General features: G+C 72.3%; 10 protein-coding genes and 3 pseudogenes. 9 read left to right on the forward strand and 4 right to left on the reverse strand.

Features of this window, described 5'->3' with window-relative positions:
* Positions 1-659 precede the first annotated feature (659 nt).
* Together C6N75_RS17950 and C6N75_RS17955 are read left to right on the forward strand one after the other, a co-directional pair.
* Positions 660-974 carry a hypothetical protein gene (locus C6N75_RS17950; protein WP_105869919.1) on the forward strand — a complete coding sequence of 105 codons (315 nt, stop codon included), beginning with the start codon at positions 660-662 and terminating at the stop codon, positions 972-974.
* Positions 975-1,108: 134 nt separating this feature from the next.
* Entirely contained in the window at positions 1,109-1,780 is a 672-nt protein-coding gene (locus C6N75_RS17955) for a restriction endonuclease (protein WP_105869920.1), read from the forward strand.
* Between the two features lie 182 nt (positions 1,781-1,962).
* Here C6N75_RS17955 and C6N75_RS17960 read toward each other — a convergent pair whose 3' ends face one another.
* Both C6N75_RS17960 and C6N75_RS17965 read right to left on the reverse strand, forming a co-directional pair.
* On the reverse strand, positions 1,963-3,090 hold the full coding sequence (locus tag C6N75_RS17960; protein ID WP_105869921.1) for a chitinase: 1,128 nt from the start codon (positions 3,088-3,090) through the stop codon (positions 1,963-1,965).
* A 67-nt stretch (positions 3,091-3,157) separates the two neighbouring features.
* Entirely contained in the window at positions 3,158-3,745 is a 588-nt protein-coding gene (locus C6N75_RS17965) for a lytic polysaccharide monooxygenase auxiliary activity family 9 protein (RefSeq protein ID WP_105869922.1), read from the reverse strand.
* Between the two features lie 149 nt (positions 3,746-3,894).
* Here C6N75_RS17965 and C6N75_RS17970 point away from each other — a divergent pair.
* The 6 genes and pseudogenes from C6N75_RS17970 to C6N75_RS18000 form a co-directional block, all read left to right on the forward strand.
* Positions 3,895-4,879, forward strand: a pseudogene (locus C6N75_RS17970) (APC family permease); the annotation flags it as partial.
* A 5-nt stretch (positions 4,880-4,884) separates the two neighbouring features.
* Positions 4,885-5,070: pseudogene (locus C6N75_RS31655) on the forward strand (MarR family transcriptional regulator); the annotation flags it as partial.
* A gap of 306 nt (positions 5,071-5,376) precedes the next feature.
* Positions 5,377-5,932 (forward strand): annotated as a pseudogene (tpg, locus tag C6N75_RS17980) (telomere-protecting terminal protein Tpg).
* Between the two features lie 964 nt (positions 5,933-6,896).
* Positions 6,897-7,085, forward strand: a complete 189-nt coding sequence (locus C6N75_RS17990; protein WP_105869923.1) for a hypothetical protein — start codon at positions 6,897-6,899, stop codon at positions 7,083-7,085.
* A 69-nt stretch (positions 7,086-7,154) separates the two neighbouring features.
* Complete coding sequence (locus tag C6N75_RS17995; RefSeq protein ID WP_105869924.1) at positions 7,155-7,469, forward strand: hypothetical protein; 315 nt, start codon at positions 7,155-7,157, stop codon at positions 7,467-7,469.
* Between the two features lie 30 nt (positions 7,470-7,499).
* On the forward strand, positions 7,500-7,772 hold the full coding sequence (locus C6N75_RS18000; protein ID WP_146132600.1) for a DUF4175 domain-containing protein: 273 nt from the start codon (positions 7,500-7,502) through the stop codon (positions 7,770-7,772).
* A 1,722-nt stretch (positions 7,773-9,494) separates the two neighbouring features.
* On the opposite strand, the gene C6N75_RS18005 is transcribed toward C6N75_RS18000, so the two are convergent.
* The gene (locus C6N75_RS18005; RefSeq protein ID WP_105869926.1) at positions 9,495-9,677 is read right to left on the reverse strand and encodes a hypothetical protein; all 183 of its coding nucleotides are present in this window, start codon (positions 9,675-9,677) and stop codon (positions 9,495-9,497) included.
* 410 nt (positions 9,678-10,087) lie between these two features.
* Here C6N75_RS18005 and C6N75_RS18010 point away from each other — a divergent pair, with 410 nt between their 5' ends.
* The gene (locus C6N75_RS18010; RefSeq protein WP_146132601.1) at positions 10,088-11,389 is read left to right on the forward strand and encodes an acyl-CoA thioesterase/bile acid-CoA:amino acid N-acyltransferase family protein; all 1,302 of its coding nucleotides are present in this window, start codon (positions 10,088-10,090) and stop codon (positions 11,387-11,389) included.
* A 445-nt stretch (positions 11,390-11,834) separates the two neighbouring features.
* Here the strand turns inward: C6N75_RS18010 and C6N75_RS18015 are convergent.
* On the reverse strand, positions 11,835-12,382 hold a 548-nt coding region (locus C6N75_RS18015; protein WP_219852886.1), incomplete at its 5' end, for a hypothetical protein.

Below are 12,382 nucleotides of genomic sequence, written 5' to 3' on the forward strand. Positions count from 1 at the left end.
GACGGACCGCGCCGCCCGGCTTGCCGGGCGGCCTTCCGGGCGGCCTTCCGCGCGCTAGTCAGCAGTGCGAACTTCTGACCGACAGACTCTTCAGGGTCGGTTGCCTGGCGTGGGATGCCGTCGGGCAGCCCAGGGCGATGGACCTCGAACAACCGCTGCCGCGCGAGGTGAAGGGCTTCGACCCGGTTTGCGCGCCGCCGTGGGGCCGCCGGACGTCCAGCAGGCTTTGCCGCAGATCTTCGCGTCCCACCGCCTGGCCCGCTGCTCCGCCCCGCCGCCACCACGGCCTTCCAGCAGCTCCCGCGCGGCAGGGCCGGGGCCCTGCCGCGCTCATCGCGTTGTCAGCTCGCGTCCCAGGGGTGAGTCAGGTTTCCCTGCTCGTGGGCTGCACGGGTTCTCGTGCGGTCCGTCGGTGGAGCGGGGCAGAGCCGGCATTACGGCAATCTGTCTCGTCTTCGCCAAACGATGTCCGCATCCGGCCAACCGACACAGTTCGGGTCCTGACGACTGCGCTGGGGTCGCTACAACGGTGCGAAGTCCTGTATCGGCCGGCAGCACCGTGCTGCGGTCGGGGCTGCTTCAGCGGGCGCGCGGTCGTCACTTCGGCGCGGGTGACGTGCGGGACGAGGCTGGTCGCCATGCGAGGAGGGGGTAGGGCAGTGCCTGGTGTCAGGGAGTACTTCCGGGCGGACGGGACGCGGGTGCGGGGGCACTGGCGCAACGCCGCCGGGTCGAGCGGGCAGTTGCTGGTAGCGGGCATCGTGGTGGCGCTCGTGGTCGCGCACGGCGCCGGCACGGCGCCGGCCGGCGCGGGCGGCAAGCCGGCCGACGGAAAGGCGGCCGTGCGCCGGGCGCCCGGCCCGAAGCCGACGAGCGTGTATCCGATCCGGTGGCCCGGCTGGGACAAGCCCGTTCCCCAACCGACGACCACGGTCTCCTACCCGATCCGCTTTCCGGCCCGGGGGCAGCGGTGAGCCCCCGCCCGCCGGCCCGCCGCCGCGGTCCGGTGCCGCGCCGCCACCCGCGACCGCCCCGCCGCCGCATGGCACCCGCCCGATCTTCACGCGGCCGCCCCGGGCAGCGGCCGGCGTATGCGCGCCGCGGGCGCATGACGCCGCGGCGCTCCACCCGCGGCACGTGGGGCCGGGAGCGTCTGCTCGTCGCGGTGATGGCGGTCGCTGTGGTGTGGAGCGTGCTGGCCGCCGTGGCGCGCTGGCTCATCGCCCACCCCGCGGTTCCCGCGCTCCTCGTCGCCGCCGCGATGGGAGCGGGCGCGGTGTGGGGATGGCGGCGGCGGGAGCGGGAGCGGTGGCAGCGCGTCCAGGCTGCTGGGCTGCGCTACGCGCTGCCGCAGCTCGACGCGCTGCACCACCGGGACTTCGAGTACGCGGTGCGCGACCTGATGCGCCGCGACGGCTGCGCGGACGCCGTCCAGGTCGGTGGGGCCGGCGATGACGGCGCGGACGTGAAGGCCACCGACCCGCACGGCCGGCGGTGGGTCATCCAGTGCAAGCACCGCGCCGCCGGCTGGAACGGCACCGCGATCGGCACCCCCGACCTGCACGTTCTCAACGGAACCGGCCGCCCCGTCCACGGCGGCGATGTCGTCGTCCTGGTCACCAACGGCCGCATCACCGCCAACGCCGTGGCCTTCGCCGACTCCCAGCGCCTACACCTGGTCGACCGCCACCTCCTCGCCCGATGGGCCGCCGGCTCCACCCCCTTGTGGGACCTGCTCCGCGCGATCCCCCCGCCCCGCCGGCCCACGCCCCACTCCTGAACCAGCACCGGCCGAACCGTCCGCCACCGACCCGTCGACTCGTTCGTCGCCCGCTCCACAGGGACCGCGGACCGCCCTCCAGGCGGCCCCGTGTTCTGGCAGGCAGGCCGTGCCCGCGACGGCCGCGTCGCGACGCAGGCCCCGGGGCCGAGGCGTGTTCCTGCCTCGGCCCCGGGGATCGTCTAGCGCTGCTGGAGGGCCTTGACGTTGTCGCCGAAGGTCCAGCCGCGCGAGCCGTCCCAGTTGAGCGACCAGGTCATCAGACCCTTCAGCCGTCCCCCGTAGGCATCCCACGCCTGGGCCACCTGGGCGGGCGCCATGTGCCCGCCGCCGGCGCCGGGTTGGGCGGGCAGTCCCGGCACCTGCCGGTCCAGGGGCACCTTGATCGTGGTCCCCTGCACGCTCAGCCCCCGCTCCAGGCAGTCGGTCTGGGCGGTGAACCCCTGGACCGTGCCCGCCTGGTAGGAGTCACCGGAGCACCCGTACATGCTGCCGTTGTAGTACTGCATGTTGAGCCACCACAGCCGGCCGTTGTCCGCGTACTTCTTGATCACCGGCAGGTAGGCGCCCCAGATCGATCCGTAGACCACGCTGCCGCCGGTGACGTACGCCGTCTCGGGGGCCATGGTGAGTCCGAAGCCCGGCGGCATGGCGGCCAGCACGCCGTCGATGATGCGGATCAGGTTGCTCTGGGACGGCGAGAGTCGCTTGATGTCGCCGCTGCCGACCAGGCCCGTCTCGATGTCGATGTCGATTCCGTCGAAGTTGTTCGCCTTGAGGATCGGCACGACCGTCTGCACGAACCGGTCGGCGACCGCCGTGGAGCTGAGGTCGATGCCGGCGGTAGCGCCGCCGATGGACAGCAGGACGGTCTGCCCCGCCTCCTTGGCCTGGCACACCTCGGCGGGGGTGGGGACCCGCACCGTGGCGTCCATGCCGTCCTCCCACAGGACGGTGCCGTCGGAGCGGATGACCGGGAAGGCCGCGGCGAGCACGTTGTAGCCGTGGGCGCGGATACGGGGGTCGGTGACCGGGGTCCAGCCGAACGGGGGGTGGACGCCGTTGCGGGCGCCGTCCCAGTTCTCCCAGTAGCCCTGGAGGACCTTGCCCGCGGGGCGCGGCTTGGTCGGACAGGTGGCGGCGGCGGGCGCGGCGGCCCCGCCGGCCGCCGCGGATGCGGCCGGCGCGCCCGGCACGGCGCCGAGGAGCGCCAGGGCGAGGGTGACCGCGGCGGCCGGCCCTGCGCCGCGCAGGCGGCGCCGGGCCCTGGCGCGCAGCGTGGTGTGGCGCGGGGTGCGGAGTGGGGGCATGGACGTCTCCCTGCTGCGAGTCCAAGGACGGGTACGGGCGTACGGGGGGGCGGGCGGCGGAGCGGGCTCAGAACCGTACGTCGGAGCAGGCGTAGAAGGCGTTGCCGGTGTCGGCGATCGTCCAGACGCCGAGGATGAGGTGGCGGCCGCTCTTCTGCGGCAGGACGCCGCTGTGGCTGACGGTGGCCCCCGGGAGCCGGCCGCCGAAGGGGACCGTCAGGAAGGGCTGGGGGTCCAGGTCGGCACGGGTCAGCGGCTTCGTGGGATCCCAGCCGTCCCGGGTGACGTAGTAGCGGAAGTCGGTGGTGGCGTGGCGTGCGGTGATCCGCCAGACGAAGGTGTGGTTGCTGCCGGGCGAGAGCGTGGTGGCCGGCCAGGACCCGCCGCGCGGGTCGTCGAGCTCGGCGAAGCGCCCGTTGCCGCCCGCGCAGATGCGTCCGTCGGCCGGCCCTCGGTTGGGGAAGCCCTTGAGGCCCTCGACGCTGGGCGGCTCCCACTGGATCTGCCCGCAGCCGCGGACCGTTCCGTTGCCGCACAACTGCTGCCTGCTGACGGGGGAGTCGGTGTAGCCGTGGCCCTGGGCACTGCCGGTGGCCGCCAACGCGCCGCCGAGCAGCCCGAGTCCGAGGAGTAACGAGGTGAGTTTCCGCTGCATGGCGTGCTCCCATGGTCCTGGTGTCCGGGTGGGGGGCGGAGCCGCTCGTCGGGTGCGCGCTGCCGCATGGAGCCACGGGGAAGGGGCAGCACGAGACACGGAGGCGAGACGTCCGCTGTGGTCTAGACCAAGTTCAGGCTAGACCCGCGCTGACTGGCATGTCCATACCAATGACGGTCCACGGGTTCCACCCCGCGCCTCGGGCGCGGGCCGCCGCGGTGGCCTACTGCAACGCGACGTCCCCGGCCAGGCTGGCCGCTCTGTATCCGCGCTCCGACGGGACTTACGTACGTCTACGGCCGGGAACGGCTGGGCGCGTTCTGGGGTCACCTGGCGGGCTGGGCGTTCATCGTCGGCGAGACCGCCTCCTGCGCGGCGATGGCCCTCACGGTCGCTCCTGTGCCTGGCCCGGGCAGCCCCGCGCCATTGCGGCGGCCACGGTGGTGGCGCTGACCGCGCTGGACTGCACCGGCGTGCGGAAGTCCGCCCTGCCGACACGGGTGATCGTCGCCCTCGCCCAGGCTGTGCTCGCGGCCGTGGTGGTCACCGCCCTGACCTCTCCCGGCGCCGATCCGGCGCAGTGGGCCATCGGATCGGACGCGGGCGCCGGCGGGGTGATGCAGGCGGCGGGACTGCTGTTCTTCGCCTCCGCCGGACACGCCCGCATCGCGACCCTCGGCGAGGAGGTCCGTGACCCGGCCCGTACCATTCCCCGAGCCGTCCCGATCGCGCTCGCCATCGCCCTGGTGGTGTAAGCGGCGGTCGCGCTCGCCGTGCTGGCGGTGCCCGGCCCCGGGGGCTTGCGGACTCCGCCGCTCCGCTGTCGGACGCCGCACGGGCCGCGGGCGCCGGCTGGCTGTGCCCCTCGTCCGCGTCGGCGCCGCGCTGGCCGCGCTCGGCTCGCTGCTCGCACCGAGCCTGGGAGCCTCCCGCACCAGGCTGCCGATGGCCCGGGACCGGCACCCGCCGCACGCCTTGGCCGCCGTCCACCCGCGGTTCGGCGTCCCGCACCGTGCCGAACTGCTCGTCGGCGCCGTGGTGGCCGTCCTGGCGGTGACCACCGACCTGCGCGGAGCGATCGGCTTCTCCTCTTTCGGCGTCCTCGCCTACTACGGTCCGCGGGCGGCCTCCGCCGGGTCCTGACCCGGAACACCGAAGACCGGCTGTGGCTCACCAAGAAGGGGGAACAGGCCCGCGTCGACCTCGCGCGCAACGCCCCCGCGATCCGCGCCGCCCTCCACGAGGGTATCGACGACGCCGACTACGTCACCACGCTGAAGGTGCTCCAGCAGTTGATCCACAACGCGGGCGGGACAGTCGCCTGACAGAACGCGGGCCCTGGCAGGACGCCCGGCTCCTGGTGAAGTTGCGGCAGGCCAGTCGGAGTCGCTGTCCAACGAGGTCATGCCACCGCCCAACTCGCCCTGGGACGGCAAGCACTGTGACCACATCTCAAACACGCCTTAGCAGGCCGCGATGCCCGAGGAGTACCTCGGTGGCCGCACGACCGGCGCGGGGACGTGGCTGCGCAAGCCGAAAACCTGGCGCTGCTCGCCCCCTTCACCCGCGCCGCCGACGCCCGCCGCCGCACCTACGAGGACCGCCGTCATCCGGTCCGTCAGGAGTCAGCCGTGGGAGAGATCGAGGACGCCGTCGAGCGCGCCGACCGGGAGGGCTTCACCCGCCAACCGCCACCCATCCTCAAGGTCGGATCGGCTACCTCCTCCGCATGTTGGGCAGCGCCAAGGCGGTAGCGGCGGTGATCGGCGTGACCGCCGACTCAGTCAACCGCTAGCGGCGCGGCGCGCGCACCGCCCGCCCCGACGTCGCCGCCAGGATCGAGCAGGCGGTACGCCAGCGCTGGCAGCCCCGTGTCCGCCGGCGCCGCCGGCGCCAGGCCGCCACCACCGGCGGGATCACGATCGAGACCCGGGGGCCCCGCTTCGGCTACACCGCCCCGATCGGCACCACCGACGACGGACGGATGCGCCGCCCGACCGTCCACCTGCCCCCCGAGTACGCCCGCCGCCTGCTCGGCGCCCGAGACGCCGGAGCCGGCGACCAGCGGATGCGCGGCATCCTCGCCGAGGGGTTCGAGGACGTGTACTCCAGGACGGCGGCACCCGCGCCCTGGGCCTGACTGACGTGCAGCTCCAGGACATCGACTATCTGGATCTCGACTATTGATACCGGCCGGACAGACCCGCCCGGCGGCCGGTGATGCGAAGCAGCGCCTCAGTTACGGCTCACCGTGGCCGCCTTGATGTTCGCGGCCGGTGAGACGCAGGCCGACCTCGGGCGCGGCCTGGGCCTGACCCAGAGCCAGGTGTCCCGCAGGCAGTCCGCGGCGGGCGGTTCATCGTGGTCGCTGCGCGACCTGGACGCGCTGGCCGCCCACTACGGCATCCCGGTGCGCCCGAGCTGCTGCGCGGCGCGCCGACCATGCCGTGAGACTCCTGCCGACCGACCGGTGCGACTGCCTGGTGGGTGCACGCAGACCGCTGCCCGTCGCACGAGGGGCTGGCGGTCCGGGTGTCGGTGTGTCGTGAGTCGTACCGGCGGGCGGTGGTTGCCTCGTGCCTGCCTACGTTGCAGACGGGCAGGGACTCACTGACTGGCTACACGTCATGTGAGGGTCTGTCTGATTTTCAACTATGTCTGCAAGCGCATGCTTCTGTGGGCACGATCATGTCCGTGCTGTACGCCGCACATCCGTCTGACCATCGGATATGCCCTTGTGGGGTGCGCGCGTTGAGGAGTTCGCACTGCAACATGCTGGGGATTTTTTCATGCACATATCGAGTACCGCGCTGCGTTCTGCGGCAGCGGTTGTTGTCGCAGTCATGACTGTCGGAGCGGCCGCCCCGACTCCCTCCGCCGATCGCCGGGTGTCGTCCGCTCGGGCTGCCGCCGTGGTCGAGGGTGCGACCGGAACCGCTCACCTGATGGTCCCTCGGGCCAGCGCCGGCGAACTGGTTGCTGATGCCGCCGGTACCCGTGTCGAGCTGCCGGAGCGTGGGTCCGGCCGGCTGACCACGACCGACGCGGACGCGTCCAGCTCGGTATCGGTCTGCCCGGGTCGGCCGGCGCGACCGCCCAAGCCTCCGCGCACGGCACAGTCGTCTACGCCCAGCCGACCGCCCCGGTAAACGTGTCCGCCCAGATCGGCCAGGACGGCAGCGTCAGCACCCTGGTCACCCTCAAGGACGCCACGGCACCCACGGAGCACCGCTTCTCCCTTCACCTGCCCGACGGTGCTCAAGCGAGCGTCGCGGAGGACGGCGGTGTGGTCGCAGGCGACCAGGACGGGGAGCTGCTCGGCACCTTCTCCAGCCCGTAGGCCGAGGACGCCGACGGCAAGGCCCTACCCACGAGCTACCGCCTCGAAGGCGACGTCCTCGTCCAGACGGTGCGAACCGACGCCGACACCGTCTACCCGGTCGTCGCGGACCCTAAGTGGTGGGACAAGACGAAGGAGCTCGGCGGCGGCATGATCTCGGACACCTGGAACTCCATGAAATGCGGCGGTGCCCTCGCCGCGGCGTTCCACCCCGGCACGGCCGGCTACAAGGCCATCCGGGCGGCGGGCGGAGTGAAGAAGCTCCTCGCCGTTCTCTCCGGCGTCAACAGCAAGCGCGGCGCCGCCGCAGCTCTGGGTTCCGGCTTCACCACCCTGTTCGGCGTCAAGTCCATCAAGAAGGCATGCTTCGACGACCTGAAGTAGCCGCAGTGCTCAGGCAGAAGGGAGAAAATCGTGAGTCGGCAGAGTAATGACCAAGTGCCCGGGCCAGCCGTCTGGGCTCGGGACGCCGCGGTAGCAGGTGTCCTCTACCTTTTCGGCTACCTCTCGGTCGTCAACTTCATCGACCATCCCCTCAACATGTGGTGGCTGCTGCTGCCCGCAGCAGGGGTAGCCGGCCTCGTACTCGCGGCGGGCTGGAAAGGCGTAGGCGACCGTCCCTGGTTCGTCTGGGGAGCGGCGCTGCTCATCCTTGTGCTGACGGTTACAGGCGCGACCCAGTCCTGACATCGGACGCCGAACAAGGCGACAGTAGGGCCAGCCGTACCAGCTCGGGATCCAGCACCGCCCGCCCGTCACAGCCGGAACACCGGCGCGAACGACGCGTCACGCGGCGGGTTCTCTCGGACTCGCCGCGTGGAGCCCACCGATCACCCCCAGTGCCGCGCACAGCGATGCGGCGCTTCCCCGGCTCCCCACCATCGCCCTCGTGGCCATCCTCGCTGCCCCCTCCACGGAGGCCTCCGCCGCGCTGCGCGCCGGGTCGGCACTCGCCGGCCCCACGGCCACCTACGGCCTCACCGCTGCACGGTGCGCTGTGATACCCCCAGCACCGAAGCCACCCTCCACGTGGAGCCAAGGTGCGCTGCCAGCAGGAAACGCAGGCGGGCCCCGGTGCTTGAGGGAATGGGCCGGTTGCGCAACGAGCGCTCCAGCCCCTGCTCGATTTGTCCCACGTTCGCCTCTCCTGGCAGCCAGCCGACAGGGTCGGCACCCAGTACTAGCGTCAGTTCTCCCACGCAGCCGGTCCCTGCCCGCCAGTTCCGGTGTCTCTTTGGGACAGCACCGGTCGAAGTCGGCTACGGGAGCCCCCTGCGGTGTGTCAGCGACGGAATGGTCTTGCAGGAATCTGCCATGTGCTATCTACCACGTGCCGACGGCGTCGGGTAACCGATTGGCGGAGCTGGTGGTTTCTGCGGATTCGTCGGTGTGAGCGTCGTGGGGTTTGGGTAGGATCGGAGGCCGAGTCCGGGTCTTCGTTCGCAGCGGGGGCACCAGCTGGCTCCGCAAATCTTCTTGTGACCGTCCGGGGACGCGTTCGCACCGTGTCCACCAGCGGGTTCCCTGCCGCGTGAGCGTGTGTAGAGCTCGATGACGTGGCGGGGTTGGCCGGGTCCTGGTCGGTGGTCTCCAACGCGTCCCAGAGCTGGTCGTAGGTGACCTTGGACTGGGAGCGGATGATGGTGTGCACGCAGTCGTGAGGGCGGGGCCGGTCTTCCCCTCGGCCGCCGCGTAGTAGGAGTCCGCCTCCTCAACTGTGCTCGGCTGCACTGCTGGGGCAGGTTCGCGGTCAGCAGGATGGCCCGGGCACCGGCCAGGGCGATGACGGTGTGTCTGGTGCGGATGAGGTGGTGGGGCACGAAGGAGTCCCTCCCCTGAGCCACCCGCAAAGGGGTGCCGGCATGCAAGCGAGGGGCAGATTCACAGCCCGGCAGGCACCAAAACGTGTCCTTCGCGCAACATGCACCTGTCCAACGCCGGACGGAGCCGACCGCGCCCTGACGCGCCCGGCCAGGTACACGGACCTGACGCCCCGCGCACCGTGTCCGACGACGCCCAACCGCCCGGTGCGGTAGGAGACCTCCACCACCGTCTGCTCCTGGTACCGCTCGGATGGCGGCCGCGATGCTCACCGTATGCACCACCAGAGCGCCCCGCCGCCCCGGCCCGTCCCGGCGGCGGGGATCGTCGTGCCGCATCAAGTCCTCGAGCCGCTGCCGGCGCTCGTCCGCGAAGAGCTGGTCACCATCCCGTTCTCCCCACCGCCGCTGGCCACGCCGCGACGATCCCCCGGGCCGGTCGCCGCCGCGCCCGCTGGAGGCCGCTGGAGGCCGCCGGCCCGCGTCCCCCGCCCGACCCGTGCCGCCCCCGGCCGCCCCCTGCACGAGCCGGCCGGTCGCTTGGTGCATCCCGGCGGCACCTCGCTACGGAGGAGCCGGTATGGATGCCTCAGGCCCCCGCGTCGGCGGGGAAGACGGGCCCGCAAACGGCGACGGAACCCCCGCCCCCGGCACACCCCCGCATCCGCGGGGGTGTGCCGTCGCCGACCACGCTGACAGGGCCGGGCGGGGTGTCGGCGGGCAGGACGAAGGTGACCTCGGTGCGGTTCTTGCGCGGTGCGCGCTCCAGCATGGGGCTCCTGACAGCATGGACGGCGGGCGCGCTCATCCTCGGGGGCCGCCCGGGCCGGAGACCCGTGATGGGGTGCGCCTCGCGCGTCGCGACACCCGCTCGCCACATTGCGCGAGCGTGAGCGCCGCCGCGAGGAGGACCTGCTGGACGAGGAGCGGGACGGGCGCGACGACGAGTTGTGAGACCGGCGTAGCCCCACCGCACGCAGAGCCCCGACCGGGCCCGCAGTCACCTCGGCCGGGGCTCTGTCACGCCGTCGCCGCGCACGGACCCGCACGCCGTGCGGCACGGTGGACGCGCTCCGGAGGTCTGCCGAGCCGCTGTCCCGCGTGAGGGCGCTCTCCGGGCAGTCGGGTGACGCGGCGGCCCTGGGTCGTGGACAGCGCGTCCTGCGTGACTACGGTGATCGGGTGGAGTTGCTGCTCAGCACGGACGGCGTGCTCATCGACGAGGTGCCGAGACTCATCGTGCGGGGGCTTCCGGCGCGCCTGGAGGTGACCGTGCGAGTCGAGGTCATCGACGCCGTCGGCATCCGGTGGGAGTCGGTCACGGGGTACCGCGCCGACTCCACCGGGACGGTCAACGCCGCGACTTCCGCACCTGTGTCGGGTGGCTATGAGGGCGTGGACGCGACCGGCCCCTGGTGGTCCATGCGACCGTCCCTCGACCCCGGGCGGCCTGCGATCGCTTTCACCGCACCGGACACGGCGCTGACCTGGTCCGTCAGCTGCCGGACACCGTCAGGGCAGTCAGTCCGCCAGGAGATCGTGCGCCGATGGTGCGCGCAGGGCGTCGTCCGCAGTGAGGCCACGACCGCAGGCATGCGGTCCGTGCGGTTCTCGCCGGTCGAGGGCACCGCAGCCCGCCCGATCGTCGTGCTGGTCCCCGGGACCACCGGAGTGGAGGCGGTCACGCCCACCGCTGCTCTTCTCGCGTCCCGGTGCGGCTTCGACACCGTGGTGCTGGGATATGCGTCGGATCCCGGCCGTGCCTCCGCCCTGGTCGAGGTGCCACTGGAGTCGATCGCCCAGCAGGTGGCCGAACTGGCGCGCGGCCGACGTGTCGGCGTCGTCGCCTACTCGGTCGGCACCGGCGGAGCTCTGGCGGCTCTGGCCTACTGCGGGATCCGTGTGGACGCCGTGGTGGCGATCGCTCCCACGCACGTCATCTGGCAGGCCCTCCGCGAGGGCGGACCTCCGCCCAAGACCTCCGCCTGGTCCCAAGCAGGCCAGCCCATGCCGTACGTGCCCGTCCGCGGCGAACTGCTGCTCCCGCAGATCGCGGGGCACGCACTCGCCCGGGTGCTCCACCGCCGCTCGGCCTCCTCCCAAGCGCTCGGCCTGCGACGTGCCTACGCGGCCGGCCTGCGAGACACATCAGCCGTGGCGCGAGCGGTCATTCCGGTGGAACGCATCTCGGCACCGCTGATGGCCGTGGCCGGAGACGCCGATGCGATGTGGCCCGCCGCGCAGATGGCTCAGGCCCTGCTGGACCGGCGCCGAGACCGCGGGAGAGAGGACAGCCTCCTCGTCCTGCCAGGGGCGGGCCACTTCCTTCGCCCCCCTGTCACCCCCACGACAGTGGACCGGTCAGCGGACCTCATCTCCGGCGGCACCGCAGCCGCCAACGCCGGAGCACAACAGACCGCCTGGACGGCCATGACGACGTTCCTCCTTCGCCATCTACCCGCCTCCCCCCACCCCGGCCCGTAACCCGTGGGCACCCACTCGGCCGACCGAGAGCTGTCCGCCGCAACGGCGTCATGATCGTTCTCGCCGATATCCGCTGTACCGATGCCCCGAGGCCGAAGAAGCGACGAACGCCAGCGAGGCGACGATCCACCGCTCCCTCAGTGGGCGTTGGAGATCCCTGGTCGGGCGGGCTGTCGGTCTGGATGCTGGGCGGTATGGCGTCGGGTGGGGTGGTGCGCAGGTACTGCCGGGCGTGCGGGGTGCTGCTGCTGGCGACGAAGTCGTCGGCAGCAGTGTCCAGTGGGGTTGCCCGGGCAGGCAGGTGCGCGCGGGGATGTCCAGGCTGCCCGCCCAGGTGGTGACCACTGTGGGTGGGGATGGTGCGGGGTTTGTCTGGGCTGCTATGCCTTGGGAACGCGGCGGCGCCCCGCTCCTCGTTGAGGAGCGGGGCGCCGCCGGGTGGTTGTCAGCAGGACTCGAAGTCCTTGACCGCGTACAGGATGACCTTGGTGTCGGCGGGGTGCTCGCCGGCCGTGGGCTGTTGGGAGCAGACGGTCCAGTTGCGGTCCATGACCTGGAGTCGGCCCTGCCCGGAGGCGTCCTGGTCGTCCAGGATGAAGAAGCCTGCGGCCTGCGCGCTGTCCTGCGCGGCCTGGAGGTCCATGCCGACCAGATTGGGCAGGGATGCGTTCGTGGGGGCGCTGGTTTCGGCGGCGGGTGCGGCTTTCGGCGGCTTCGCGGTGGGCGTCGGGGAGGGCTTCACGGCCGGGGGGGCGGCAGTCTTGGTGACCGTGACCGTCGGCGCGGGGGCGGCTTTCTCCGTGGCGGTCGGGCTGCTCGCTGCGGCCGGCTTGCTGCTGGTGGTCGTGTTGGTGTCTCCGTCGACAGCGGCACCGATCATGCCGATGATGAGCAGGAGGCCGAGCGCGCCGCCGCAGCCGATGCCGACCTTCTTGCCGGTGCCCATCTTGGGCTTCTGCACGGGTGGGGCCCAGCCGGCGGGTGGCTGCTGGC

This window comes from Streptomyces solincola (assembly GCF_002982015.1).
Classification (GTDB): domain Bacteria; phylum Actinomycetota; class Actinomycetes; order Streptomycetales; family Streptomycetaceae; genus Streptomyces; species Streptomyces solincola.